Here is a 26,568-nt window from a genome sequence, read left to right on the forward strand (position 1 = left end):
ACCAAGATGTGTCTGGTCTGTTCATGCGCTAACGCGGACTGCGTTATTCTTCGTCCATACCTTGTCCGGCACAGGCATACAATACAACATGTCAGCCGGATTAACGGTCTGGGCGGCCGGGCTACCAATATCCTGCACTCTCTGCACCCCTAACTTCGGGGCATACGGATATGCACCGGTATCAAGAGCCGGCATGAATGCCGCATGGAGACTGGTGCCAATGATGGAATGCCGCAGCTCACAGCGTTGCCAAAAAGCAGACCACCGACCTCTAAGTACGGTTTATTCTCCGACTTCCTCGCGGCAACAGCCTGTTCACCACTGTATTATGGACTACTCAACATTGTACTATATTAGACAGGAGAAATAAATAAAGTTTTTGGATCAGTTGACGAAGCTTTTTTAATTATGATATTATATTCAAGTATTGTTTTATGCAGGTTAAGTAATGGAAATGATCCGGTTCATGCCGGCTTAAACAACGCCATTAGCTACTGAAACCTGATCTTTATGATCAGGAAGAACAATTTAGTCCTTATGGAATGACTTTTCGTTTCTGAAGGCAACTGGTTATTTTAGGATAGGAGGTGTAATCTATGTCTCGCAAATGTTATGTGACAGGTAAGAAACCGGGCACCGGTAACCACGTATCCCACGCTAACAACCGTAACCGTCGTACTTGGGGCGTAAACGTTCAGAAGGTCCGCATTCTCGTTGACGGCAAACCAAAACGTGTATACGTAAGCACCCGTGCACTGAAAGCCGGTAAAGTGACTCGCGTATAATCACGCAAAGCTACTATAAATCGGGTAAGCAAAAAGCACCTTGTTCCTTGCAGGTGCTTTTTTGGTATTCAAAAAAGGGATTCTTGAATACGCTCATTAACATGTGAATGGCCGCCGCATGGCGCTTCGCAGGTACGAATTCCAGATAAGCCTGAGCCACAGCGGCGGTATTCCCTGTTACCTTATCAATCGGATCAGTTCTTTTGAAACGTATTAAGAATCGCCTTTACAAACCCTCCCAAAAACTTCGGCAGTTTGAATGTGTAAAATTTCATAATTCACCCTCCCCATCATGCTCATGCGTCCGCCGTATCCTATGCTTCAGGCCTTCTTTACCTCAAACACGACAAAAAAGGCTACATGAGAAACCTGCTCATGTAACCATATTTATGCGGAACCTTCGATCCCTATTCCACAATGACAAGCCCGAAGATCAGGTCATTTATGTTTGGGCAGGAATATATTGATAGGCAGCGATCATGAAAACACTCAGTAAATAATACAGTATGCCGAATATGACAAAAGTAACCCGATGTCCCGTACGATCAAATTTGCGGAAATACATAATAACAACGCCTACCCCGATTAATGACGTAATAGCATTAAACGGGGATTGAATAACCGCAAACAAAGCAAGCACAAGTCCCGTCACGAGACTCGCAGCCATCGTCCACAGTGTCTCCTTGAGGGTCATAGATCAGCCTCCGTAGCTACGGCGAATTTCAGTAATCGCGGCAGCACGATCCTCACGGCCAAATACGGCACTCCCGGCAACGAGCACATCTGCTCCAGCTTCCACTACAAGTGGAGCTGTATCGGCTGCAATCCCGCCATCAACTTCGATATGTACATCATGGCGTCCCTTTTCGTTCAACCAGGTACGAATCTGCTTGATTTTGTTCATCGTACCCGAGATGAATGCCTGTCCGCCAAAGCCAGGATTTACCGTCATGACAAGAACCATGTCCACATCATCCAGAACTTCGAGAATGGCAGACGCTGGCGTTCCTGGATTAAGGGCAACTCCTGCCTTCACTCCTTGCTCCTTGATTAGATGAATAACCCGGTGCAAATGCACACAAGCCTCAGCATGAACGGTAATTACCGCTGCACCCGCTTTGGCAAATTCCTCAACATAACGCTCCGGATTCTCAATCATCAAATGCACATCGAGCGGCAAGCTTGTATGTGGAGCGATTGCCTTCACAATCGCAGGTCCAAGCGTAATATTAGGGACGAAATGACCGTCCATAACGTCAACATGAATCCAGTCTCCTCCTGCAGCTTGAGCTTCTGCAACTTCTGCACCAAGGCGGGCAAAATCAGCTGATAATATCGATGGGGCAATTTTAATCATGTTAATACCTCCGCTTCTTATCTTTCATTTCGGTCAGGAACAGCACATAGTGCTGATATCGGCTTTCGGAGATCAGACCTTCCTCCTTGGCCGCAAGCACACGACAGCCTGGTTCATGTGTATGGGTACAACCTCGGAATTTGCACTGATCTGCAAACTGGGCGAATTCGCGGAAACAAGTGGAGAGTTCCTCCACACCGATCTCCAGAAAGTCCAGTTGGCTGAATCCCGGCGTATCCGCAACAAATCCACCATTATCCAACGGAATAAGCTCCACGTGCCTGGTGGTGTGTTTCCCTCGTCCTAGACGCATGCTGATCGCATTTGTCTCCAGCGTCAGGCCCGGCATCAATGCATTTAACATCGAAGACTTGCCTACACCGGATTGTCCGGAGAATACGCTGATCTTACCAGCCAGACGGTCTCTGAGCAATTCACTGCCTTCACCGGTACGTGAACTTGTGGAGATCACTTCATAACCAACCTGCTCATACAATGCTTTCACTTCAGCAACAGTGTCTTTGGCTGGATCAGCCAAATCCAGTTTGGTCAACACAATGAGTGCATCCAGCCCCGCCTGCTCGATGTGAACAAGGAACTTGTCCAACAGGTTCAGGTTCATATCCGGTTCCTTCACAGAGAACACGAGAACAGCCAAACTTACATTGGCTACAGGAGGACGGATAAGTTCCGTCTCACGCTTCCGAATTTCATCAACCGTTCCTTCTCCGTTCTCAGTCAACATGTAGCTGACGCGATCACCTACAAGCGGTGATGTTCCCCGCTTTCTGAAGATACCTCTGGCTCGACATTGAACGGCGGAACCTTCAACCGAAGGAACCCCGTTGTCTTCCACTGGCATGACATAATAGTAACCGCTTAGCGCTTTAACGATGATACCTTCTGGCATAGCTCCGACGCCCTCCTTTAGATGGTGGTACATTTACTCCAGACGCCAGCATAAGCCGCCCTTATGGACGGCTTGATGCGTTAATGACTTCCTTTTTCTTCTCTTTTTCCTTGCCGTGCCCCTTACCATTATTCATGGCAGAAGTGTCCTCATCTACGCTTTCACCCTCACCGTCTGCCGGTGTGGACTCAGGTTCACCTTCCTGATTGGAATCAACACTTCCCTCATCAACGCTACCTTCACCTGGATCAGGCTCATTTTCTGGCGGCGTCTCAGTGCTTTGTTCCGGGTCAATGGAAGGTACGTTTACTGTTCCGTTTTTGGCTTCACTGTAGGAGACAAGATACGTATCCAGGAACTGTCCATCACGATAGACGGACACAGCCCCATTTTCATTTGGAGCGAGTACAAGTGGAATGGTCAAGATCTGGGTTGAGTTCACGGTGCGAGTTCCCCATTCCTGATTCTTGCCACGTGCATCTTCATATGTGATACGGATTTTACTGTTTTTGCCCTCTTCTTTGGGTGATACATTAATATCAAAAGGATATTGCAGCGCTTCAGGTGGATACCCTGTGCTGATAAAGATTGTAATCTTATCGCCAGGACTCACATCTGCGCCCGCTTCCACAGGCCATTGCTGCGTCACTTTGCCCTTTTCTACCGTATAACTTTGTTCTTCCTGTACCTGAGCAAGCTCAAGTCCAGCAGATTTAAGTTTTTCTTCGGCTTCACTGCGGGTAAGATTTTTCAGATCAGGCATTTTGACCGTTTCAGTGCCTTTACTTACGGTTAACTCAATCTGAACTGTCTCTGGATCAAATTCCTCATTGACACCCGGTGTCTGGGAAATAACAGAACCTGAAGCCACATCATTGGAGAAGTCATTTTTCCGCTGAATCTGATCTTCCTTAATGCCAAGTGCAGTCAACTTCTTGACAGCCTCATCATAAGTTTCTTGTTTGACATCAATCATCTTCACCAGTTCTTTTTCTGCACCAACACTGATCTGGACCTCGGAGCCTTCTTTGACAACATCGCCTTCTTTTCTGCTCTGGTCAAACACAATACCGGGTTCGACACCTTCCTGGTACAGACGGATGACCTCATCACTGACGACGAGTCCTTTCTCCTCAAGTAGTTCCCGAGCCTTTTCTTCAGTCTGGGTGATCACGTTAGGTACGGTAACTTCAGGTACAACCAACATACCCTTGACATACCATACAACGCCCACCATGGCGATTAGAATAAGAACGGTTAATGAAATGAGTAGAGCTGGCTTCTTCCAGCTCTTCGATTTCGCTTTACCCTTGCCAGTTTCTTCGTCAGACTCCATCACAGGCACCGCACCCGTCGATGTAACTCCACGCGGTTCAGGCTTGATCGCTGGCATTACGCGAGTCTGGTCTATATCATCCTCATCCGGAAAATCAATCTTCGTTTCATTACGTCTCTCCGGCATCAGGCAAGTTTCCAGATCGGTCTGCATTTCCTTGGCCGACTGATAACGTTCCTGCGGATTTTTACGCATGGATTTTAAGATGACATTTTCCACACTTTGCGGAATCAATGGATTGAATTTGCGTGGTTCATCGAACTCTTCCTGCAAATGCTTCAATGCCACACTGATAGGACTTTCACCCAGAAACGGAAGTTGCCCGGTAAGCATTTGGTAAAGTACGATCCCAAGAGAATATAAGTCCGATTTTTCACCAGTAACGATGCCTTTGGCATGCTCTGGTGAGAAGTAATGTACAGAACCAACTACGGAACCGGTCTGCGTAATCGTTGTAGATGTAACCGCACGGGCAATCCCGAAATCCGTTACTTTCACACGGCCATTCCGGCCAATTAATATATTGTGGGGTTTGATATCCCGATGAATGATTTGATTATGATGTGCATGATCAAGAGCATCTGCAATCTGGGAAGCGATTCGCACCGATTCGTCCACCTGCAGAGGGGCACGTTCTTTAATAATTTCATTCAGGTTTTTGCCTTCCACGTACTCCATGACAATATAATGAACGTCATCTTCCTGCCCCACGTCATAAATGCTGACTACATTCGGATGAGACAGCGATGCTGCCGACTGTGCTTCCCTGCGGAAACGGCGAATAAACTCTTCGTCATGCACAAACTGTTGTCTAAGAACTTTGATCGCTACATTCCGGTTCAACAGAAGATCCTGGGCTTTGTACACAAGAGCCATGCCGCCACCACCGACACGCTCAATCACTTCATAGCGTCCGCCTAGCTGGTGCCCAATCATGACTCACACCCCGTTTCCGTATCCACGGAACCTTCCCTCTGCAACTCGAACAAAGCAACCGTGATGTTGTCGTCTCCCCCAGCAAGTAAAGCCAACTGAAGCAGTCGGTCTGCACGATCTTCCAATGCCAGTTCCAGATTGCCGGCAACCTGAATAATCTGCTCATTGCTGACCAGGTTACTGAGACCATCACTGCACAGGAGAAGAACTTCGCCTTCCTCCAGCTTGACGGTATCCAGATCTACCTTCACCTCGGCATCTGTTCCAAGCGCACGAGTTAGTACGTTGCGACGTGGATGATGGGACACATCCTCTTTGCTAATCTGACCATTTTTGAACAATTCATTCACCAGTGTATGGTCCTCGGTTAGCTGGATCACAGCTTTGTTCGCAATTTTGTAGGCTCTGCTATCACCGATGTGTCCAATAACACCTTCCGTATCGTTCAATAAAGCCGCAACTACCGTTGTTCCCATGTTGTGATACTTGTCATCTGTTGATGCCGTGCGGAAGATAACTTCGTTGGCATGCAAAATAGCATCGCTGAGAGCCGCAGACAGAGACGCATGTGACAGACCTGGTTCCAGTGTTCCCAGATCTTTCACCAACGTCTCTACTGCCAAGCGGCTTGCCGTATCCCCTGCAAGATGTCCACCCATGCCATCGGCAACAATACCCAGAATATATCCTGTATCAAGATTACGAATCCAGGCTGAATCTTCATTCACCGAACGCACTCGTCCGATATGGCTCACATGAACTGTTTTGATCAAAACGTTCTCACCTCAACTCCATATGCTTTGCACGAAGCTGACCGCAAGCGGCAGCAATATCATGTCCCTGTTCACGACGAATGGTTACATTAACACCCTGTTCCGAGAGAATCTTCTGAAAATTGAAAATGTCGCTTCTCGATGTTCTTACGTATTTGCGTTCAGGTACATGGTTAACCGGAATCAGATTCACGTGGCACAACATGTTCTTAAGCACACTTGCCAGTTCTGCTGCATGCTCTGGCTGATCGTTTACCCCACCAATAAGTGCATACTCGAACGTAATTCTCCGACCTGTTTTGGCCAGATAATAACGAAGGGACTCCATCACGTCTTCAAAAGGAAAACGACGGTTAACCGGCATCAATTTCGAACGCAGTGCATCATTTGGTGCATGGATCGAAATGGCGAGGTTAATCTGTGTATCTTCATCTGCAAACTTGTAGATGTTCGGAACGATTCCGCTCGTGGATACCGTGATGTGACGCTGACCGATGTTCAGCCCTTTTTCATGAATCATAATGCGCAGGAAAGTCATCGTAGCTTCATAGTTTTCGAAAGGTTCACCCGAACCCATGATTACAATGCTGCTGACACGCTCGTTGCGTTCATCCAGAATTTTCTGAGCTTGCACAACCTGGGCAACAATCTCACCAGCCGTAAGGTTACGCTTGAGACCACCCAATGTGGATGCACAGAACGTACAACCAATACGACAACCAACCTGTGTGGTTACACAGATGCTGTTCCCGTAGTTATGCTTCATGATTACTGTCTCAATGGCATGATCATCATGAAGACCAAAGAGGAATTTAACCGTTCCATCTTTGGATTCAAACTTGGTAATTTCCTTAAGCGTTACAAATTCAAATTGCTCTGTCAGTTTTTCACGCAATGGCTTGGACAGATTGGTCATTTCACTGAAATCATTCACGCGTTTTACATAAATCCAGTCAAAGATTTGGCCACCGCGAAACGCCGGCTCCCCATTCTCCACAGCCCATTGCTGCAGTTGTTCCAGAGAATAATCATATATAAAAGGTTTCATTTTGTTGTCAACACCTATTCCTTCTTTTCTTTTCGTTGGCTTCCTTCTTTTCGTTCCATTCGTCCTATTCTATCACAAAGACCACGTTACATCCATGTATACCCTTGATATCTGTACTTCATGCATTATAACATCTCAATGCCGCCATCGCACCCTGTCACCACATTCTCTGACAATTATATCGAAGTCCCATCACAAAGAAATCCGCCGAAGTTCCCCTCGGCGGTCATACTTCCGTGCTCTATTAAACTGTTATTCCGCTGTTTTTGTCAACCGTGCAATGAAAAATCCGTCGCTGTGAGCGTATTGTGGCAAAATCTGAATACCACCGTTTACAACCTTCAAGTTCGCTGTCTCCGATTCAGACCAGACGGATGTTTCTGCTGGACTATATTCCGGATGTCGATTCAAGAAGTCTGCAACCATATCCTCATTCTCAGCAGGCTCAATCGTACACGTGCTATACACCAGAATACCACCTGGTTTTAACAACGGCGCAACCTGATCAAGCAATTCACGTTGCAAGCCTGCGATATCTTCGATATCTTTTACGGTTTTGGTCCATTTCACATCAGGCTTGCGGCGAATAACACCCAGACCTGAACATGGTGCATCCAGCAAAATGCGGTCAAACGACGCATCCGGGTACCGTTCATTCAAGTCTAGCGCATCTCCAGTTACAGCATCGATACAGCTCAGACCGAGACGCTCCGCCTGATCCAGAATCAGCTGGCGCTTGTGAGCATGTACATCATTCGCGACAATACGACCGCGATCCTGCATTTTCTCAGCCATGTGAGCTGTTTTACCACCTGGAGCTGCGCAGCAATCCAATACAAGTTGGTCTACTTCTGGCGCAACTGCTTCAGCGACAAGCATGGAGCTTTCGTCCTGTACAGAGAACAACCCGTCCCGATACCAGGACGTTAGAGCCATGTTTCCGCCACTACGTACAAGAATTCCATCGGAACTCAGCTGAGAGGCTTCAACGACTGCACCTGTACTGGTCATCTCATGCATCAGTTTCTCCCGTGTGGTCATTGTTGTGTTGACCCGGACACTCACCGCTGGCGGCTCATTATTCGCTCGACAGATCGCTTCCGCTGTCTCTTCGCCGTACTGGGCAATCCAGCGTTCAACCATCCATAACGGGTGGGAATGCTCCAGTGAAATACGTTCTGCAACGGGTAGATGTTCTGGAATACGAAGTTCATCCCGATTGCGGATCATATTGCGGAGCACTCCATTCACCATACCCGAGATTCCCTGATGGCCCAGTTTCTTCGCCAGATTAACCGCTTCGCTCACCACGGCATGCTCCGGAATACGATCCAGGTATATCATCTGATATACGCTGATTCGCAGCAGGCTACGAACCCATGGTTGCAGTTTGGATACTCCTTTGGCGACGTAACGTTCCAGAAAATAATCAAGTGTATTCATTCTGGCGATTGTTCCATACACCAATTCGGTAGCTAGTCCAGCATCTGCGGGGCTTAAATCCGCCTCTTTCAGACGGCGGTTCAACTCCAGATTACTGTATGCTCCATCTTGCTCAACAGCACTCAGAACCTTGACTGCCAATGTTCGAGCAGATGTTTTGGGTTGCTGGGAGCGCGATGCACCACCCGATTTACCCGAATTCGGACGACGGTTTCCTTCACGTCCGGATGAATTTCCATTAGCTTTCTGGCCTTTTCCTGACGAACGACCTAGTATGTTACCGCTCATCGCAGCACCGTTCCAGTTTTCAGTGTACCACCACGAGCAAAGTCAGCGGCCTGCATCACCTTTTTACCTGCTGGCTGCACTTCAGTCAACCAGAGAGACCCATTGCCTGTGCGGACTTCAATCCCTGCCTTGTTCAATTGCAGCACCGTTCCAGGCTCTGCTTGTCCAGCATCCGAAGAAGTTGCCAGGTCCACCTGATCGGGATTAGCCGCAGCCCAGACTTTGAAGACCTGATCATCCCACATCGTAAATGCACCGGAGAACGGCACAAGACCACGAATCTGATTGAACAGTTCACGTGAAGTACGACTCCAGTCCATTTTCTCGTCATCCCGAGTCAGATTGCGAGCATATGAAGCCTCGGCATCATCCTGAGGGACCGCTGTTGTCTCGCCTGCAATCAATCGTGGCATTTCTGCCTGAAGCAGTTTGGAACCAGCCTCACTTAATTTATCAAACATCGATCCTGATGTATCTTCATCCGTAATTGGCAGTTCCACACGCGAGATCATATCTCCGGTGTCCAAGCCTTCAGCCATATACATCAATGTGACTCCTGTCACGGCTTCCCCGTTAATAATGGAACGTTGAATCGGTGCTCCTCCCCGATATTTCGGTAAAAGAGAGCCATGCACGTTCACACAACCGCGAACAGGCATATCCAGCACAGCTTTGGGCAGAATCTGTCCAAAGGCCGCAGTTACGATCAGATCCGGCTTCCATTCAGCCAAGCGGGCTACCGCTTCCGGATCACGCAATTTAACAGGTTGAAACACCGGCAGACCGTGGCGTTCTGCCGCGGCCTTAACCGGTGTTGGCGTAAGTACTTTTTTGCGTCCCTGTGGTTTATCAGGTTGAGTCACCACACCCACCACATTGTATCCCTCTGCCATCAGCATATCGAGAGAAGGCACTGCAAATTCAGGTGTTCCCATAAAAACAATATTCAAATCGATCACTCCTTAATTACGACGCGGTCCCGTTTGATCGGCTGCAATTTCGTACACTTTCTCGGCGACATCCGTAAAGAGTACGCCATCCAGATGATCAATCTCATGCTGGAATGCACGGGACAGCAAGCCACTACCCGTAATAATCAGCTCTTTACCTTCACGATCCAGACCTTTAACTGTAACGGTCTCGAAACGGCGAACATCACCATTAATTCCAGGGATACTCAGACAACCTTCAGGTCCAAATTGTTCTCCCTCACTTGCAATGATCTCCGGGTTAATCATCTTGATCAGCCCTTGCTCATCACCTGCGTCGATAACAATCAGACGTTTCAAAATACCGACCTGTGGCGCAGCAAGACCCACACCTTCCGCATCGTACATGGTATCAGCCATATCATCCAGCAATTTTTGTACATTTGGTGTAATTTTGGTTACTTCTTTGGCTCTCTTGTGGAGCACCTCATCTGGTTCTTGCACGATAATGCGAATCGACATGTTGTAAGCACCTTCCTAATCCTCATCATAATTTCAGGACGATATCTGTATTTTTGGGGTATTCATTTTAATCTATGTTTATACCGCTTGTTTACATCCGCATTGCTGCAAAATGCTTACATTAACATTTGCGGGTCTACATCCAGACTAATAAGCAATTTTTGCGCCTGAACATCATCGTCCATGCGCCGGGCCGTAGCCAGAGCGAGTCCTATGGCGTCTACATCCCCCCGCCATTTTATCATACATTGGAATCTGTATCTATTCTTGATCCGAGGAATCGGAGACGCTACCGGCCCCAGTACATCAAAGGCATCATTGCTGAATCGATCCAGACTGCCGAGCCATCCAGCCGCATTAGCCTTCTCTTTCAGTATTCGCGTATAGTTCTCGGCAAGACGAATCAATACCGGAAGTTGCTCATGCGAAAAGGTCACCAGAATCAGGCGACAGTATGGCGGATATTGCAAATTGCGACGGTGCAGCAATTCCTCACGTACAAACGACACATAGTCATGCTGACTCGCATGGCCAATGGAGTAGTGTTCCGGCGTATAGGACTGAACAAACACCTCACCAGGCAATTGGTGCCGACCCGCTCGGCCAGCTACCTGTGTTAGCAACTGAAACGTTTTTTCCGCAGCACGGAAATCAGGTAAATTCAACGCTGAGTCCGCTGTTATCACGCCAACCAGGGTTACATCCGGGAAATCAAGACCCTTCGCAACCATCTGGGTGCCCAGCAATACATCCGCCTTTTTCTCACGAAACTGTTTCAGTAGCTTCTCGTGAGCCCCTTTTTCCGTTGTTGTATCCACATCCATCCGAATGACCCGAATACCCGGGAAGAGCTTGGCAAGCTCTTCCTCGACTCGCTGTGTACCTGTACCAAAGTATCGAATATGCTCACTTCCACAGTCCGGACACACTTCTGGAGCCGCTTCCGCATACCCGCAGTAATGACAACGGAGATTATTCGAGCGCTGATGGTACGTCAATGAAATATCACATTCGGGACAACCTGCCACATATCCACAACTTCGGCACATAACAAAGGTCGAATATCCACGGCGATTCAGCAAAAGCACCGTCTGTTCACCACGCTCCAAGCGTTCCTCCAGCCCTTTGTGCAAAGCCCTGCTGAACATGGAGCGGTTGCCATCCTTCAACTCTTCACGCATATCAACGATCCGCACTTCAGGCAGCTTGTTCCCCAGTGCCCGTGTTGGCATCTCCAGTAAGAGTGGTGCAAAATCATCATTACTCTGCGATCTTGCAGCGTAATAACTTTCCAGCGAAGGTGTCGCTGAACCCAGAACAACCACGGCCTCATGCTGCTGTGCTCTTTTTACCGCTACATCACGAGCATGATATTTCGGAGTTTCCTCCTGTTTGTAGGAAGTCTCGTGTTCCTCATCCATAATGATCAACCCAAGCCGACTGAATGGAGCAAATACGGCTGAACGCGCCCCAATCGCAACCTTCACCTGACCCTCACGAATCTTGCGCCATTCATCATAACGTTCACCGCCAGACAGACGACTGTGCATAACAGCAACTTGGTCCCCAAATCGCCCTTTAAAACGTTCTACCATCTGTGGTGTGAGTGCAATCTCGGGCACCAGTACGATAGCCTGCCGATTCTGTTCGATGCATTGTTGAATGGTTTGAAGATAGACTTCCGTCTTGCCACTTCCCGTAACACCATGTAACAAAAACACCCCATGGCGTTGTTCCTGCAATCGGCCATTGATATTGTCGTAGACAAGTTTTTGCTCATCGGTCAGAACCAGCGGTTCAGTCGCTTTGAACGTCCTGCCCTGATACGGGTCACGGAAGACCTCAACGTCCTCGGTGACGATCAGTCCCTTTTCCTCAAGCCCTTTAATCGTCGCGGCCGATACCTGTAGTGTAGATAACACTTCTTTCATCGGCATGGGCAGCAGTTCTTTCATTTCCAGCAAAAAAGCCAGAATCTCCTTCTGCCGCTGTGCTTTCGCCGGGAATGAAGCAAGTGCTTCCTGAGCAGCAGCAATATCTACAGCCAGATCAACGGACTTCATCGTTTTTTTATTTAACTTGTCCTTGATGGCCTGACTTTCCAGCAGTACACCACCAAGCAATAATTTTTTAATTAGTGCAGCATGATTGGGATATTTCCGACTCAGTTGTTGCAGCGGTACCTGACCCCGACTTTTGACAAAACGGATGATATCCTGCTGTACTTTCTCAGTCGTAGACTCTTCTCCCCAAACAAATAACACCTCATCATCCTGTTGTGCACCCGCCATCTGTCCATCAAGTGCATCTCCCAGCGAGATGTATCGCTCTGCTTTACCTTTCAATGCCGTCGGCACCATGACCTGCAATGACAAAATCCGGTTACTGGCATAACGTCCACTCATCCATTCGGCCAACTCAACCAAATCCTTTGACAACGGGGGAACAATGTCCAGTAACTCCTGAATCTGCTTAAGCTTGAATGTTTCCTCTCCGGTACGCGGCACAAGATCAATCACGAATCCCTGCACCGTCCGATGACCAAAAGGTACACCCACCCGGCTGCCAATCTCGATCCATTCCCTCATCGATTCAGGTACCAGGTAATCAAACGGCCGGTCTGTTTCCTTCACGGGAACATCGACTATGACCTTGGCAATCTCCATATCCTAATTCCTCCCGGCAATGCGCTCCGCCGCAATCCGGAGCAACCGATGAGCCACATCGTCCTTGGCTATCACTGGAAGCTCCTCCACCAAACCTTCCCGGTCATAGATATGTACCGCGTTGGTGTCTGTTCCAAATCCTGCACCCGTGCGGGTTACATCATTGGCTACGATCAGATCACAGTTTTTCCGTTCCAATTTCTCACGTGCATACATCTCAACTGACTGAGTCTCCGCAGCAAAACCAATCAAAAACTGATGGGTTTTCTGTTTGCCCAGTGTTTCAAGAATATCTATATTTTTAATAAGTTCGAGCGACAGCGTGTCGCCTTTCTTCTTGATCTTCTCGGGATAAACTTCCTTTGGACGATAATCGGCAACTGCCGCCGCCTTAACCACGATATCAGCATCGTCCCACTCGCGTGTTACCGCTTCATACATATCCTGTGCAGACTGTACATGGATCAACTCCACGTTCTCCGGTGGCTTGGCTTGGGTACTGCCCATAACCAATTTCACATCTGCCCCCAGATCACGCGCAGCTGCGGCTATGGCAAATCCCATTTTGCCAGATGAATCGTTTGTAATGTATCGTACTGGATCAATGCGCTCAATCGTACCTCCAGCCGTAACGACAACCTTCTTGCCTTGTAATAATGAAGCTTGTCCTTGCTGGGCACGGTCTGCAGACTCGCGCTGTTCGAAGAAACGTTCCACCACATCCACAATGCTCTCCGGTTCTTCCAGACGTCCCTTACCCACATATCCACACGCAAGCAGACCTTCACCCGGTTCAATCATCATGGCGCCCCGTTCAACAAGCAGGTTCATATTATGCTTTACAGCTGGATGATCATACATATGTACATTCATCGCTGGTGCAATCATGACAGGGGCTGTCGTCGCAAGAAGAGTTGTTGAGAGCATATCATCTGCCATGCCATGCGCCATCTTGGCAATCACATTGGCTGTTGCCGGAGCAACCAGAACAAGATCAGCCAGATCGGCCAGATGAATATGAGATACGACTGCTGGCTCACGCTCATCAAATGTATCGGTGTATACGGTGTTTCGGGTCAACGTTTGCAGCGTCAATTCGGTAATAAACTGTGTAGCGGAAGCTGTCATAATCACATGAACATCCGCTCCCTTTTGCACCAGTCTGCTGCATAATGTTGCCGCTTTGTAAGCGGCTATGCCGCCAGTCACACCAAGCACGATTTTTTTACCGTTCAACATGTTTATTTCCCCCGATATTTATACGACGTCTAAGTAAGATTCCGTTAAAATATGCTTATTCGTAAAAAAATAACAACCTCGCGGTTGTCAATTAATCCGGCTTGCGCCGTATGCAGTTGAAGAGCAGCCGCAGGCGGCTTACTCTTCTTCTTCGTCCTGTCCTTTGATGACAACGAGCAGGTCTCCATAGATTTCTTCCAGTGCAACGCCAACTTGTTTATGGGATCTCGCACCTCTTAAATCCGTTTTTTCACCTTCACGTAGCTGTCTAGCCCGGCGGGAAGCAGCAACAACAAGGGAATACTTGCTGTCGACTTTGTTCATCATTTCATCAATAGAAGGATACAGCATATTAACAAACACCTCTTCGCATTAGTATAATCGCAAGTTGCCGCCTGACAGAACTGATGTGGCATGTCTTCACACCCGGGCATTCCGAGAAGGAGTGCTTCAGTATATGATATGACAACTGCCCCACTTATATCGCATTCTGCAGCGGCAAAAGGGATTATTTATTGATCTTACAATGTTCGGCGATTATGATGCTTTCTATTCTCTTGCACGCCAAATCAATTTCATCATTAACAACAGCGTAATCATACTGCTCCAGCAGACTGATCTCATCAACCGCCACGGACATCCGGTGATCAATGGTCGCTTGGCTTTCGGTACCACGGCCCTGAATGCGATCTTTCAGCTCGTCCAATGAAGGAGGAAGCAGGAAAACAAAGATCCCTTCCGGGAATTTCTCTTTCACTTTTAACGCGCCTTGAACCTCAATCTCCAGAATGATGTCGCGGCCTTCGTTAATCGTTTTCTCTACAAAATCACGCGGTGTTCCGTAATAATTACCAACATACTCCGCATGTTCCAACAATTGATCTTCAGCAATCATGTTCTGGAACTCTTCATGACTTCTGAAGAAATAGTTAACGCCATGTTCTTCACCAAGACGAGGCTGACGGGTTGTCGCCGATACGGAATAGATCAATTCCGGCACCCGTTTGCGCAAAGCGCTGCATACAGTACCCTTCCCGACCCCAGATGGGCCGGACAACACTACCAGTAATCCCTTAGACATATTACACTCCATTTTATTCGTCGTTATCATCATCTTTCGAAGAAAGACGATGGGCGACCGTCTCAGGCTGAACTGCAGACAAAATGACATGATCGCTATCCGTAATAATTACGGCACGAGTACGTCTTCCGTACGTTGCATCAATCAGCATGTGACGATCTCTTGCCTCTTGTATAATTCTCTTGATCGGCGCCGATTCCGGACTCACGATGGATATAATCCGGTTCGCCGATACGATGTTACCGAATCCAATGTTAATGAGTTTGATTGCCATAATCAGGTTCTTCCCCCTATACATGCGACTCTTTTGCCGAAATGTGGCCGTTCATTCGATATTCGCAGCTTGCTCACGAATCTTCTCCAGCTCCGCCTTCATCTCGACAACACGATTCACCAGAGCCAAATGGTTGGCTTTTGATCCAATCGTATTGACTTCCCGATTCATCTCTTGAATTAGAAAGTCCAACTTACGACCTACGGGCTCATCACTCTTCAGCAGTTCCCTGCTCTGTCCAAAGTGACTCTGTAGACGCGTAAGCTCCTCTTCTATGTTAGAACGATCGGCAAACATTGCAATTTCCATACCCAATTTATGCTCATCAAAAGGGAAAGAGCCTTCTTCCTGCATTTCCGTAAGCCTTTGTCTTAGCTTGTTGCGATAATCACTTACCACAGTCGGTGCAAGATCAAGCATCTCGGTATGCAGTGACTCCAGACGGGTAATCCGCCGTTCCAGATCACTGGCCAGATGAAGACCCTCGCGAGCGCGCATCTGTTCAAGGCTGGACAGAGCCTCTTTCAATCCTTCCTGCAGAACTCGCTCCCATTCGTCCTTCTGCTCTTCGGGAATGGAACTTGTCCCATCCGAATGAACCATGACGTCCGGCAGACCAAGCATATCCACAATACTTGGTTTGCCCTGCATTCCATATTGGGTCTCCAGTTGCTCTGCAGCCTGCAGATAGGCCCTGACCGTCTGTTCATTCAGAACAGCGGGAAGAGCCTGGTCTTCCTCTTTTTCTTTCATTACATAAACATCAATCCGCCCACGTTTCAAACGACTCTGTACGATCTTCCTCAAACCGTCTTCATAATACGTCCACTCTCTTGGCAGACGCATCATCACTTCGCAATAACGATGATTAACAGATTTGATCTCTAATTGTACCTTATAGCCGCCAAAATGAAAGGCGGATTGACCGTATCCGGTCATACTGAATGACATCGGCATCACATCCGTTTTACTATTGTAATTGATTATTAGGGTTGAAACAAGTAGGACATTGATGCTCCGACTTCTCCCATACGTATTGCGTCAGTTCGGCCGTCATGCCGTAGAACATAAACGGTGTCATGAGATAGATGCCTTTGAAATGCGCTGTTGCTACGTCCAGCAGTTCTTTGGCAATTTTTACTCCCATCGCACGGCCTTCTTCGCCTTCCAGACCCGCCATACGGGAACGCACTTCATCCGAAAGCTGGATTCCGGGAACCTCGTTGTGCAGATACTCTGCATTCCGTCCACTCGCTAGCGGCATTACACCTACAAAAATGGGCACATCCAGATGTTTGGTCGCTTCGTGCATTGCTACAATCAACTCAGGATCATAGATCGGTTGTGTCATGATGTAATCAGCGCCAGAGGCAATTTTCTTCTCCAGACGTTGTACAGCTTTCTCCAAATATTTCACATTGGGATTAAATGCTGCTCCGATTACAAAACCAGCTTTTTGCTTCAGTGGTTTACCTGAGAAAGCTACTCCATCGTTCAACTGTTTGATCATGCGTATGATTTCAAAAGAAGTCAGATCGTATACCGAGCTCGAACCAGGCAGATCGCCAAATCTTGCAGGATCTCCTGTTACAGCCAGTACATGATTAATACTCAAAGCATCAAACCCCATCATGTGGGACTGCGTTCCAATCAGATTCCGGTCACGGCAGGCAATATGCACCAGTGGACGAAGGCCCGTGCGATCCTGAACGAGGTGACCCAGCGCCATGTTGCTCATGCGTGTAACCGCGAGTGAATTATCGGCCAGTGTCAGGGCATCGGCTCCGGCTGCTTTCAGTGTCTCGGCACCTTTCATGAACTTGGCAATGTCCAAGTCACGTGGCGGGTCAAGTTCAACGATAACGGTGTGACGATGCTTGACCAGATCAACGATCGTAGGCTGTCCGCCACGTCCGGAACGCTCATCCACATTTTCATGCAACACAATACGCGGTTTGGATTCTGACGGATCAGGCTCCAGAATAGGCGAAGGCACATAGTCAGCAAGTGCCTCCTTCATAGCAGTAATATGATCAGGTGTCGTACCACAGCAACCGCCGATAATACGAGCGCCCAGTTCAGCAAATTGTACTGCCGTCTGACCAAAGTACTCCGGAGTCGCACCATAACGGAACTCACCATCTACATAATCTGCTGCACCCGCATTCGGGTAGACGGACATTGGAATACCAATTCGTCCCGAGACGGTTTCCATGGCACGCATAATCCCGTTTGGACCTGAGCGACAGTTAAAACCAATGACATCCGCGCCCTGCTCCCGCATAATCCGGAAGGCTTCAGGCATTGTATATCCGTCCAGTGTGTGTCCTACATCCTCTACCGCGAACTGCCCAATTACGGGCAGATCACTTAGCTTGCGCGCTTGCAAAAGAGCAATATCCATTTCCTCGATATCATAGAAGGTCTCAAGCAAAATGCCATCCACGCCTTCATCTAGCAGTGCAGAGATCTGTTGTTGATAAAAGCGTTTCAGTTCACTCGTTGACACGTTCGTCCGCTTGCCACCTCGAATGGAACCAACTGCACCAAGCACATAACCGGTATCTCCAGCTACCTCTTTGGCGATGCGTACGCCGGCACGGTTCACGTCCTCCACCTTGGACTCCAGACCGAACTTGGACAACTTGTCGTAATTGGCAGAATACGTATTTGTTTCAAATATTTCTGTACCTGCATCCCGATAACGGCGATGTACATCCGCCACTACTTCAGGTGAAATCAAGTTTAATTCTTCATATGAAATCCCCACCGGGAACCCCATTTGGTACAGAAATGTTCCCATGGCCCCATCTCCAACGAGAACCCGTTCCTGCATAACTTTGCGCAAATCCGCCTTCATCCCATTTCCCCCCGCCTAGCTGTGATCATTTACATACTAATGTAACACAAAAAACGCTAAAAAACGAAGAAAAACACAGGTTTTTGATGAGTATCCAGCTCATATGGACTTTCTTGCCATACAGCCCCCAATATGTCTCTGTACAGGAGACACGACCTATCCTTTTTGACAAAAAAAGAGGCCCGCAGGCCCCTTTGGTTAAACCTTTCACTTTTTATGAAGTGATTCCTTTAAAAACAACTTCAGCAGGTCCAGTCATGTACACATGATTGTCAGCTTCATTCCACTCAATGTGGAGATCCCCACCCTTGAGGCTGATGACTGCTGTACGATCTGTATGTCCATTCAGGACAGAGGATACCAGTGTCGCACAAGCTCCAGTTCCACAAGCTAGTGTTGGACCCGCTCCGCGTTCCCATACACGCATGTCCACATATCCACGGTCACGAACTGTGGCGAATTCCACATTGATTTTTTTTGGAAACATAGGGTGCACTTCAAGAAGTGGTCCCCAAGTCGTGAGGTCAAAATTCACAGCGTCATCTACATAGATAACCGCATGCGGGTTACCCATGGATACGGCAGTGAATTTGAACGCATGTCCATTTGCTTCAATGTAGTGATCAACCACTGGGTTGGCATCCACCGTTGTAGGCACTTGAAGACCGTTCAGGATCGGCTCACCCATGTCGACACGTACCGTTTCCACTTTACCATCACGAATGTTGAGACTCACAGGTTGTACCCCTGCACCAATCGTTTCAATGGTGATTTGCTCCTGGCTCACGTGACCATGATCGTATACGTATTTGGATACACAGCGAATGGCATTACCGCACTGTTCTGCTTCCGAACCGTCCGAATTCATGATACGCATCTGAAAGTCCGCCTTCTCCGAAGGCAGTATATAAACCAGGCCGTCCCCACCGATGCCAAAGAAACGGTTGCACCATTTCACAGCCAACTCTGCCGCATCTGCCGGAAGCTCCTTTTCACCAAATACAACGATAAAATCGTTACCAAGTCCATGCATTTTCGTAAATTCCATAATCTTGCCCACTCCTTTTGGCAGTCTACTGCCAAAGCTATATTCTTGCTCTTCTACAGGATTACCATAGAAATTCATATTCAGCATTTACACAAAAAAGCTATCCTGCAAAATGCCAAAGCTTCCGCTTTGAATCATTTTGAGGATAGCATACCGAAATAGGTAAGGAAAAGGTATTGATTTTATGCCGAAAACTTTGTACTTTTCGGTACGAAGCGGCCAGAACCACCCATACGGCGGCGGTTACGACGACCACCCCAGACGCTGCCTGCGCCCATAAGGAACGTGGGAATGCCCGCAGCAACGATACAGATCGCCCATTCACGCAATCCCAGAGGTACGGTTTTGAAGATCGGCTGTAACGGTTCAACGTACATGACAACCAGCATCAGTACAACCGATGAAATCACCGCAAGAACCAGATATTTGTTCTGTAAAGGATTCCGGTGGAAGATGGACCGCGAACTACGGCAATCAAAGACATGAATAAGCTGCGCCAAAACGAGTGTAGCAAAAGCCACAGACTGTGCCTTGATCAGTTGACCCGGGTTATCCGGTGCAGCCTGAAGGGTGAGCCAGAACGCGCCGAGTGTACATAATCCAATCAACACACCCCGGCTAACGATTTTCCAACCCAGTCTCCGCGCAAAAATATTTTCCTTGGCTCCACGGGGTTTGTGTTCCATCAAATCTTTTTCCGGCTGATCTACCCCCAGCGCCATTGCAGGCAAACCATCCGTTACGAGGTTAACCCACAGAATCTGAATAGGTACGAGTGGTAGCGGCAGGCCCATCATCATCGCAAAGAACATTGTCAATATTTCGCCGACGTTCGATGCCAGCAAATAACGGATAAATTTGCGAATGTTCTCATAAATATTACGGCCTTCTTCAATGGCAGCCACGATCGTTGAGAAGTTATCATCACTCAGAATGAGCGCCGAAGCTTCCTTCGTGACATCTGTACCCGTAATGCCCATCGCGATCCCGATGTCTGCCGCTTTAATAGCTGGAGCATCATTGACTCCATCACCCGTCATGGCGACGACATGCCCTTTGCGCTGTAACGATTTCACGATGCGAAGCTTGTGTTCAGGAGACACTCTTGAGAATACGTATATGCCCTCTACCTGTTTATCCAGTTGCTCGTCTGTCATGCCTGCCAGTTGTTGACCACTTAGCGAGGCACCTCCACGTGGAAGAATCCCGAGTTGATGAGCAATGGCTTCTGCCGTTGTTCCATGATCACCTGTAATCATGACGGTACGAATGCCTGCTTTGCGGCATGTGGCAATCGCATCTCGCACTTCACGACGCGGTGGATCTATCATACCTGCAAGCCCAACGAAGACAAGTTGACTTTCGGCGGCGTGTTCGTCAGCCACTTTTTCTTCCGGCCGCACTTCACGATAGGCCATTCCGAGGACACGCAGTGCTGCTCCAGCCATGCTCTCGTTAGCTGCCATCACTTTCTGCCGCAGCGTTCCAGTGAAAGGTACAACCTTGCCTTCCCACAAAATATAACTGCAGTGTCCGATTAACACATCCGGTGCACCTTTGGTGTAGATCATTCGGCCACCCTGATGATGAACCAGGACCGACATGCGTTTACGCTCCGAATCAAACGGGAATTCCTGCTGGCGGGCATACAACTCTTTGAGTCCGGCAGGAGTAAGCCCCATTTTGGAGGCCAGTGTGACGAGTGCCCCTTCCGTCGGATCGCCTTTCAGCTCCCAGAATACATTATCTCGTTGAACGGTTTCTTCTTGGAGGTCACCTTTTTTCGTGTTTTTCTTGCCGTCCTTTTTGTTATCCTTGCCCTTTTTCTTGCTCCCCACCTCGTTTGAAGCACTTTCCACAATACTCGCATTGTTGCAAAGCGCGCTGATCTGAAGCATTCTGCGTAACGACTGGTCACTCTTCAGTTCCACCGTACGACCGTTCTCCAGCATCTGCCCTTCAGGTGCATAACCATCCCCGGTAACCTTGATGTTACGCCCCTCCAGCCACACATCCGTTACCGTCATCTTGTTCTGAGTGAGCGTGCCAGTCTTATCCGAACAGATTACGGATGCACAGCCCAGAGTTTCGACAGAAGGCAGTTTGCGTACAATGGCTTTACGTTTGATCATACGCTGCACGCCTAGTGCGAGTGCAATGGTTACAATGGCCGGCAGGCCCTCCGGTATGGCAGCCACCGCGAGGCTGACCCCTGCCAGAAACATGCCAACGGCTGGTTGTCCGTGCAATATACCTGCGACGACAACCATAATGGTTAATCCCAATGCGACAAAAATCAGAATTTTGCCCAATTGCTCCAGCCTGTGCTGTAACGGTGTTTCTTGCTCCTCCGTATTTTGGATCAGATCGGCGATTTTGCCCATCTCCGTCTCCATCCCCGTACGGATAACCACACCTTTGGCTGTACCACGAGTGACCATGGTACCCATAAAACCAATATTCTTCTGATCACCCAGCGGAACGTCCTCGTCCGCAATCGGAAGGCAGTGTTTGCTTACAGGAACCGATTCCCCGGTAAGTGCCGACTCCTCGACATCCAGACTGTTTGTTTGCAGCCAGCGAACATCAGCGGGTATGCGGTCCCCACTCTCCACCATGACAATATCTCCGGGTACAAGTTGTTTGGCGGCAAGGTGTACTTCCTGACCTGAACGAAGCACTTTGGCAAGAGGTGCAGACAACTGTTTCAATGCACGAAGAGATCGTTCAGCCCGGAATTCCTGTACAAACCCCAGAATCGCATTCAGTACGATAATAGCCACAATCGTTACCGCATCCAGATACTCACCCAGCAATCCGGATACCAACGTTGCTCCCATCAACACCAGCACCATAAAATCCTTGAACTGATTCAAGAGCAATGTAATTGGAGAAATGCGTTTCCCCTCGCTCAGCTCATTTGAACCGACCACTTTCCTCTTCTCTGCTACAGCTTCATCCGTCAATCCTTCCTGCGGGCTGACGCCAAGAGTGTTACGAAGCTCTTCGTCACTAAGTTGATGCCACTTGGTATGTTCCATGCTTCAAGTTTCCCTCCCAGTCTGTATTTCATCTGCAAAATAAGCTCACATGACTCACCGGCGCGCTGGTCGACAGGCTGTACACTATGCCGGACAAACTACCTGCTCTATATGTATTCGGACAGGTCTGTGATTAGCACCCGGAAGGTGAATCCTTTCCCTGATGGACAGAATAGGCTAAAATAAAAGTCTGCGATGTTCTGCGCAGTACCGATTCCAGCGTTCAACAGGCAAGCAACGAAGAATCCGCAGCCAGTCCTTGTTTTTTTACATACCTGGTTGCACGGTTTCAGTTATATAGATGAAGCATTTGGCATGATAAATGCAGGTGCTCGATAGAGAGAGGAAGTGGAAAAAATGGCATTGGACGGCATCGTAACACGGGCCATTGTTCATGAACTGCAAGGCTGCATTGGTGGACGTATCAGCAAAATCCATCAGCCGAATGGTCATGACGTAGTTCTCACACTACGTGCTCAGCGCGGTAATAGTAAATTGCTTGTTTCGGCAAGCCCAACCTATCCCCGTGTGCATTTTACGGAAAAGACATTCCTTAACCCTACGGAAGCACCCATGTTCTGCATGCTGCTCCGCAAGCACTGTGAAGGTGCCATCATTGAGGAGATCCGTCAGATTGGCATGGAACGTATTATCCACATCAATGTGCGCCAGCGTGACGAATTGGGGGATGTTTCGGTTAAACGGATCATCATTGAATTGATGGGGCGTCACAGTAATATTATTTTGCTTGATCCTGTTACAGAAACGATTCTGGATGGCATTCATCATGTGACTCCTTCCATCAGTAGCTACCGGGTAATCATGCCTGGATTCGCTTATACTGCCCCACCCGAGCAACATAAAAGTAATCCGCTCGAAGTGAGTCGTACAGCATTCGAGGACAGCTATCATGCCGCTGAGGAAGAGGCATCACGCTGGCTTGTGAACTCCTTTAGCGGTCTTAGCCCGTTAATTGCGGGAGAGATTGCTGCCCGTGGAATTGCAGCTGAAGGTACAGTGAGCACTCAGGCTGTGGTGGAGGGTGAGAGCCGAGTTGAGGCTGGTGCACTGTGGAACGCTTTTGAAGCCGTGATGGGACCTGTCAGAGATCATATCTACACGCCTGTAACCGGAACAAACGCCAAAGGCAAAATGATTTTCTCGGCCGTTCATCTTCAGAGCATCCAGGAGTTGGAGAAAACCTATGACACGATGAGCAAGTGCATGGAGGATTACTACGGAGACAAGGCTGAACGGGACACGGTAAAACAGAGAGTAAGTGATCTGCTCCGTTTTCTGCAGAATGAGCGAAGCAAAAACATCAAAAAGCTGGACAACCTGAACAAGGACCTGCTGGAAGCAGACGATGCGGACAAGTTCAGACTATGGGGCGAGTTGCTGTTTGCCTCCCTGCATCAGGTCCACAAAGGGGACAAGAGCGTGGAGCTTGTGAACTTCTACGATGAAGACCAAGCCAACATTACCATTCAGCTTGATCCACTGCTCACACCGTCTGACAACGCACAACGTTATTTCAAGCGCTATAACAAATACAAGAACAGTCTGGCTGTGATTCATGAGCAGCTTGGCAAAACCAAAGACGAGATTGACTATCTCGATAACCTGTTGCAGCAGCTGTCCATTGCATCCATGAACGATATTGAGGAAATACGGGATGAGCTTGTGCAACAGGGATACCTTCGTGACCGTAACAAGAAGGGTAAAAAGAAGAAGAAAAGCGACCGTCCGACCGTACACCAGTTCACCTCCTCCGAGGGGATTGATATTCTTGTGGGCAAAAACAACCTGCAGAATGAATACGTGACCAACCGTCTCGCTTCTTCCAACGACACCTGGTTGCATACCAAAGACATTCCTGGTTCACATGTCGTTATTCGCAGTACGGACTTTGGTGAAGCTACATTGGAAGAAGCAGCCCAGCTTGCTGCCTATTTCAGCCAAGCCAAGGAGTCAAGCAGTGTACCTGTGGATTACACGTTTATCCGTCATGTACGCAAACCAAGTGGTGCGAAGCCAGGTTTTGTGATCTATGATCATCAGAAGACCTTGTTTGTCACGCCAAATGATGAATTGATCAAAAGTCTGCCGTCCACGATTAAAAATGGATAAGGCTATATAAGTTGAACTAAAGATTATTTACACTAACACTACGATGACAGAACAACCTTCCAATCGCTGTTATCCCCAGATTTTTCGATTCCCTTTTTCAAAGGGGAAAATCCGGGGATAAAGGCGAACGCTTCGCTTTTTCAGGTTTTTTCTGTCCTCTCCGTTATCGTGTAAATGATTAGTTCCACTTATATAGAGATGTAACAGTAAAAAAAAACAGAATCCCCTGACCATAACGGTTCAGGGGATTTTTGTGGATGCATCAAAATTGTTTCAATACTAATGTGAATTTCATCTTTATCTATCGTTTTTGTTGAATATTAATTCTTTAAAATGTATAATAATTCAATTCTCACGAATAAAACTACTGTTAAGGAAGTGTACCATGACCATACATATTCGAGAAACTCAACCTGATGATCTGAAACCCTTGATGGCATTAATGCATGACTATGTGGTGGGATTCTACAATAACCCCTGGCCTGGTGATCAATCCATCCAGCTTTTGATTAATAACCTGCTTAATCAGCAGATCGGTGCTCAATTCGTGGCAGAAGAGAACGGGAAGCTTATCGGATTTTCCACCCTCTTCTTTACTTACAGCACGATGAAAGCAGAACGTGTCGCCATCATGAATGACCTATTTGTTACGGAAACATTCAGAGAAGGCGAAGCAGAAGCCAAATTATTTGCACACTGTCAGCAATATACACGTGACCATGGATGTGCATATATGTCTTGGATCACAGCAGTGACCAATGAGCGAGCACAGCAATTATTCGAGCTTCTTGGGGCTACACGCGGCGCTTGGGTCAACTATTCGATTACATAAACTCTTTTTGACACAAAAAAGGACATGAATACATGCAGGTTTATCCCTAGCATGATCCATGTCCTTTAATTCTCAAACGTCCCTAAAATTTACCCCACTAACGGCAGTATTCATTATAGTCCTAAGGAGCGTTACCACGTTTAGCTTATACTCCATATTGCTGTGAGGCAGCTGCCTTCAGCCTTTCCAACACATCAACCGTTACGGTCTTGCTACCCAGATCCCCGTGGAAAACGACACCTTGCCGTTCCCCATGATAATCTGATCCGCCAGTCTCGATTAACCCATAACCCTTAGCCATCTCGGCGTATCTGCGCTCATCTTCCGGTTCATGGTCCGAATGAAATACTTCGAGTCCATCTGGACGGCAGTCCTCAATGATACGCCGTACCAATTCATCATCTTCATAGAGACCCGGATGGGCAATTACAGCGGCTCCACCTGCGGCTCTGATCCATTCGCACGCATCCTTCGGCGCAACGCGGGGTACAGACACGAAGCCAGGCTTGTCTTCAGCAAGATATCGATCGAATGCATCCCGCATGTCGACAGCATATCCCTTCTTCACCAGTACATCAGCCATATGGGGTCTGCCGATACTCTCGTCAGGCTCTAGTGGTCGTCCCAGCTCATCCAGTACCTCCTGCCAGCTTATATCAAGCCCGAGTTCTTGCAACTTGGCGATAATCAGATGATTCCGCTCATCTCGAGCTTCTCGTAATCCGCGCAACCGTTGCAGGAACTGCTCATCCTCTGTATTCACATAATACCCGAGCACATGAATATCTTTCCCACCAGCCCGAGTGCTGATCTCCACTCCGGCAACAACATCAATATCGTACTCTTTTCCCGCTTGTTGTGCTTCCGCTACACCAGCTACTGTATCATGGTCCGTTAGGGCAACCGCAGATAGCCCTTTTTGTTTGGCAAGCTTCACATTATCAGCAGGTGGCTGCATTCCATCGGAAGCCTGACTATGTGTATGAAGATCACAGCGTCCTTGGCGCTGATCCATGATCAACAGCTCCTTTGTTTAAAATTGATTATGATTCAATCTTATCTACCATTGA

The 26,568-nt window shown here is 48.1% G+C and carries 24 protein-coding genes; 3 read left to right on the forward strand and 21 right to left on the reverse strand.

What is annotated here, in order from left to right; genetic code table 11:
• Positions 1-21: 21 nt before the first annotated feature.
• A complete protein-coding gene (locus MHB85_RS21110; protein ID WP_155985128.1) occupies positions 22-195 on the reverse strand; it encodes a hypothetical protein in 174 nt (57 codons plus the stop codon).
• A gap of 401 nt (positions 196-596) precedes the next feature.
• Here MHB85_RS21110 and rpmB point away from each other — a divergent pair, with 401 nt between their 5' ends.
• Complete coding sequence (gene rpmB / locus MHB85_RS21115; protein WP_017687459.1) at positions 597-785, forward strand: 50S ribosomal protein L28; 189 nt, start codon at positions 597-599, stop codon at positions 783-785.
• A 194-nt stretch (positions 786-979) separates the two neighbouring features.
• Here the strand turns inward: rpmB and spoVM are convergent, their stop codons facing one another.
• From spoVM to MHB85_RS21210, 19 genes are all read right to left on the reverse strand, one after another.
• A complete protein-coding gene (spoVM, locus tag MHB85_RS21120; protein WP_019424875.1) occupies positions 980-1,060 on the reverse strand; it encodes a stage V sporulation protein SpoVM in 81 nt (26 codons plus the stop codon).
• Between the two features lie 167 nt (positions 1,061-1,227).
• Positions 1,228-1,479, reverse strand: a complete 252-nt coding sequence (locus MHB85_RS21125; RefSeq protein WP_047843680.1) for a hypothetical protein — start codon at positions 1,477-1,479, stop codon at positions 1,228-1,230.
• Between the two features lie 3 nt (positions 1,480-1,482).
• Complete coding sequence (gene rpe, locus MHB85_RS21130) at positions 1,483-2,142, reverse strand: ribulose-phosphate 3-epimerase (RefSeq protein ID WP_017687456.1); 660 nt, start codon at positions 2,140-2,142, stop codon at positions 1,483-1,485.
• A 1-nt stretch (position 2,143) separates the two neighbouring features.
• The gene (rsgA, locus tag MHB85_RS21135) at positions 2,144-3,052 is read right to left on the reverse strand and encodes a ribosome small subunit-dependent GTPase A (RefSeq protein ID WP_017687455.1); all 909 of its coding nucleotides are present in this window, start codon (positions 3,050-3,052) and stop codon (positions 2,144-2,146) included.
• 61 nt (positions 3,053-3,113) lie between these two features.
• Entirely contained in the window at positions 3,114-5,324 is a 2,211-nt protein-coding gene (pknB, locus tag MHB85_RS21140; protein ID WP_341073647.1) for a Stk1 family PASTA domain-containing Ser/Thr kinase, read from the reverse strand.
• Positions 5,321-6,097 (reverse strand): Stp1/IreP family PP2C-type Ser/Thr phosphatase, encoded by a 777-nt coding sequence (locus MHB85_RS21145; RefSeq protein ID WP_036614606.1) that lies wholly within the window; start codon positions 6,095-6,097, stop codon positions 5,321-5,323. The genes pknB and MHB85_RS21145 overlap by 4 nt, the downstream gene beginning before the upstream one ends.
• 7 nt (positions 6,098-6,104) lie before the next feature.
• Positions 6,105-7,145 carry a 23S rRNA (adenine(2503)-C(2))-methyltransferase RlmN gene (gene rlmN, locus MHB85_RS21150; protein ID WP_017687452.1) on the reverse strand — a complete coding sequence of 347 codons (1,041 nt, stop codon included), beginning with the start codon at positions 7,143-7,145 and terminating at the stop codon, positions 6,105-6,107.
• A gap of 252 nt (positions 7,146-7,397) precedes the next feature.
• Positions 7,398-8,876 (reverse strand): 16S rRNA (cytosine(967)-C(5))-methyltransferase RsmB, encoded by a 1,479-nt coding sequence (rsmB, locus tag MHB85_RS21155; protein WP_341073648.1) that lies wholly within the window; start codon positions 8,874-8,876, stop codon positions 7,398-7,400.
• Positions 8,873-9,826 (reverse strand): methionyl-tRNA formyltransferase, encoded by a 954-nt coding sequence (fmt, locus tag MHB85_RS21160; RefSeq protein ID WP_341073649.1) that lies wholly within the window; start codon positions 9,824-9,826, stop codon positions 8,873-8,875. The genes rsmB and fmt overlap by 4 nt, the downstream gene beginning before the upstream one ends.
• 12 nt (positions 9,827-9,838) lie before the next feature.
• On the reverse strand, positions 9,839-10,327 hold the full coding sequence (gene def, locus MHB85_RS21165; RefSeq protein WP_017687449.1) for a peptide deformylase: 489 nt from the start codon (positions 10,325-10,327) through the stop codon (positions 9,839-9,841).
• Positions 10,328-10,443: 116 nt separating this feature from the next.
• Complete coding sequence (gene priA / locus MHB85_RS21170) at positions 10,444-12,993, reverse strand: primosomal protein N' (protein ID WP_341073650.1); 2,550 nt, start codon at positions 12,991-12,993, stop codon at positions 10,444-10,446.
• A gap of 3 nt (positions 12,994-12,996) precedes the next feature.
• Entirely contained in the window at positions 12,997-14,232 is a 1,236-nt protein-coding gene (gene coaBC / locus MHB85_RS21175) for a bifunctional phosphopantothenoylcysteine decarboxylase/phosphopantothenate--cysteine ligase CoaBC (protein ID WP_341073651.1), read from the reverse strand.
• Between the two features lie 138 nt (positions 14,233-14,370).
• Positions 14,371-14,583 carry a DNA-directed RNA polymerase subunit omega gene (gene rpoZ / locus MHB85_RS21180; protein ID WP_036614619.1) on the reverse strand — a complete coding sequence of 71 codons (213 nt, stop codon included), beginning with the start codon at positions 14,581-14,583 and terminating at the stop codon, positions 14,371-14,373.
• 157 nt (positions 14,584-14,740) lie between these two features.
• Positions 14,741-15,313 carry a guanylate kinase gene (gene gmk / locus MHB85_RS21185; RefSeq protein WP_017687445.1) on the reverse strand — a complete coding sequence of 191 codons (573 nt, stop codon included), beginning with the start codon at positions 15,311-15,313 and terminating at the stop codon, positions 14,741-14,743.
• A gap of 13 nt (positions 15,314-15,326) precedes the next feature.
• Positions 15,327-15,587, reverse strand: coding sequence for an extracellular matrix/biofilm regulator RemA (remA, locus tag MHB85_RS21190; protein WP_006209218.1), 261 nt, complete (start codon positions 15,585-15,587; stop codon positions 15,327-15,329).
• Positions 15,588-15,638: 51 nt separating this feature from the next.
• Entirely contained in the window at positions 15,639-16,538 is a 900-nt protein-coding gene (locus tag MHB85_RS21195) for a YicC/YloC family endoribonuclease (protein ID WP_076211386.1), read from the reverse strand.
• 19 nt (positions 16,539-16,557) lie between these two features.
• A complete protein-coding gene (locus MHB85_RS21200) occupies positions 16,558-18,447 on the reverse strand; it encodes a bifunctional homocysteine S-methyltransferase/methylenetetrahydrofolate reductase (RefSeq protein WP_339186538.1) in 1,890 nt (629 codons plus the stop codon).
• 214 nt (positions 18,448-18,661) lie between these two features.
• Positions 18,662-19,495, reverse strand: coding sequence for a diaminopimelate epimerase (dapF, locus tag MHB85_RS21205; RefSeq protein WP_341074260.1), 834 nt, complete (start codon positions 19,493-19,495; stop codon positions 18,662-18,664).
• A gap of 182 nt (positions 19,496-19,677) precedes the next feature.
• A complete protein-coding gene (locus MHB85_RS21210) occupies positions 19,678-22,536 on the reverse strand; it encodes a cation-translocating P-type ATPase (RefSeq protein WP_341073652.1) in 2,859 nt (952 codons plus the stop codon).
• 357 nt (positions 22,537-22,893) lie between these two features.
• Between MHB85_RS21210 and MHB85_RS21215 the strand changes: the two genes are divergently transcribed.
• Positions 22,894-24,666: an Rqc2 family fibronectin-binding protein gene (locus MHB85_RS21215; protein WP_091014296.1), complete on the forward strand. Its 1,773-nt coding sequence runs from the start codon at positions 22,894-22,896 to the stop codon at positions 24,664-24,666.
• A gap of 385 nt (positions 24,667-25,051) precedes the next feature.
• Positions 25,052-25,498, forward strand: coding sequence for a GNAT family N-acetyltransferase (locus tag MHB85_RS21220; protein WP_341073653.1), 447 nt, complete (start codon positions 25,052-25,054; stop codon positions 25,496-25,498).
• A gap of 145 nt (positions 25,499-25,643) precedes the next feature.
• Here MHB85_RS21220 and MHB85_RS21225 read toward each other — a convergent pair whose 3' ends face one another.
• Positions 25,644-26,513, reverse strand: a complete 870-nt coding sequence (locus MHB85_RS21225) for a PHP domain-containing protein (protein ID WP_341073655.1) — start codon at positions 26,511-26,513, stop codon at positions 25,644-25,646.
• Positions 26,514-26,568: the final 55 nt, after the last annotated feature.

The organism is Paenibacillus sp. FSL K6-4396 (assembly GCF_038002525.1).
In the GTDB taxonomy this organism is placed as follows: Bacteria; Bacillota; Bacilli; order Paenibacillales; family Paenibacillaceae; genus Paenibacillus; species Paenibacillus amylolyticus_B.

Bases quoted from the DNA above. Each gene is read 5' to 3' on its own strand.
- MHB85_RS21110 (WP_155985128.1), bottom strand. From the start codon at position 195: ATGCCGGCTCTTGATACCGGTGCATATCCGTATGCCCCGAAGTTAGGG.
- remA (WP_006209218.1), bottom strand. From the start codon at position 15,587: ATGGCAATCAAACTCATTAACATTGGATTCGGTAACATCGTATCGGCG.
- MHB85_RS21200 (WP_339186538.1), bottom strand. From the start codon at position 18,447: ATGAAGGCGGATTTGCGCAAAGTTATGCAGGAACGGGTTCTCGTTGGA.
- rsmB (WP_341073648.1), bottom strand. From the start codon at position 8,876: ATGAGCGGTAACATACTAGGTCGTTCGTCAGGAAAAGGCCAGAAAGCT.
- MHB85_RS21220 (WP_341073653.1), top strand. From the start codon at position 25,052: ATGACCATACATATTCGAGAAACTCAACCTGATGATCTGAAACCCTTG.
- dapF (WP_341074260.1), bottom strand. From the start codon at position 19,495: ATGGAATTTACGAAAATGCATGGACTTGGTAACGATTTTATCGTTGTA.
- MHB85_RS21210 (WP_341073652.1), bottom strand. From the start codon at position 22,536: ATGGAACATACCAAGTGGCATCAACTTAGTGACGAAGAGCTTCGTAAC.
- rsgA (WP_017687455.1), bottom strand. From the start codon at position 3,052: ATGCCAGAAGGTATCATCGTTAAAGCGCTAAGCGGTTACTATTATGTC.
- pknB (WP_341073647.1), bottom strand. From the start codon at position 5,324: ATGATTGGGCACCAGCTAGGCGGACGCTATGAAGTGATTGAGCGTGTC.
- rpmB (WP_017687459.1), top strand. From the start codon at position 597: ATGTCTCGCAAATGTTATGTGACAGGTAAGAAACCGGGCACCGGTAAC.
- spoVM (WP_019424875.1), bottom strand. From the start codon at position 1,060: ATGAAATTTTACACATTCAAACTGCCGAAGTTTTTGGGAGGGTTTGTA.
- coaBC (WP_341073651.1), bottom strand. From the start codon at position 14,232: ATGTTGAACGGTAAAAAAATCGTGCTTGGTGTGACTGGCGGCATAGCC.
- rlmN (WP_017687452.1), bottom strand. From the start codon at position 7,145: ATGAAACCTTTTATATATGATTATTCTCTGGAACAACTGCAGCAATGG.
- priA (WP_341073650.1), bottom strand. From the start codon at position 12,993: ATGGAGATTGCCAAGGTCATAGTCGATGTTCCCGTGAAGGAAACAGAC.
- MHB85_RS21225 (WP_341073655.1), bottom strand. From the start codon at position 26,513: ATGGATCAGCGCCAAGGACGCTGTGATCTTCATACACATAGTCAGGCT.
- gmk (WP_017687445.1), bottom strand. From the start codon at position 15,313: ATGTCTAAGGGATTACTGGTAGTGTTGTCCGGCCCATCTGGGGTCGGG.
- MHB85_RS21195 (WP_076211386.1), bottom strand. From the start codon at position 16,538: ATGTCATTCAGTATGACCGGATACGGTCAATCCGCCTTTCATTTTGGC.
- MHB85_RS21125 (WP_047843680.1), bottom strand. From the start codon at position 1,479: ATGACCCTCAAGGAGACACTGTGGACGATGGCTGCGAGTCTCGTGACG.
- def (WP_017687449.1), bottom strand. From the start codon at position 10,327: ATGTCGATTCGCATTATCGTGCAAGAACCAGATGAGGTGCTCCACAAG.
- rpoZ (WP_036614619.1), bottom strand. From the start codon at position 14,583: ATGCTGTATCCTTCTATTGATGAAATGATGAACAAAGTCGACAGCAAG.
- MHB85_RS21215 (WP_091014296.1), top strand. From the start codon at position 22,894: ATGGCATTGGACGGCATCGTAACACGGGCCATTGTTCATGAACTGCAA.
- rpe (WP_017687456.1), bottom strand. From the start codon at position 2,142: ATGATTAAAATTGCCCCATCGATATTATCAGCTGATTTTGCCCGCCTT.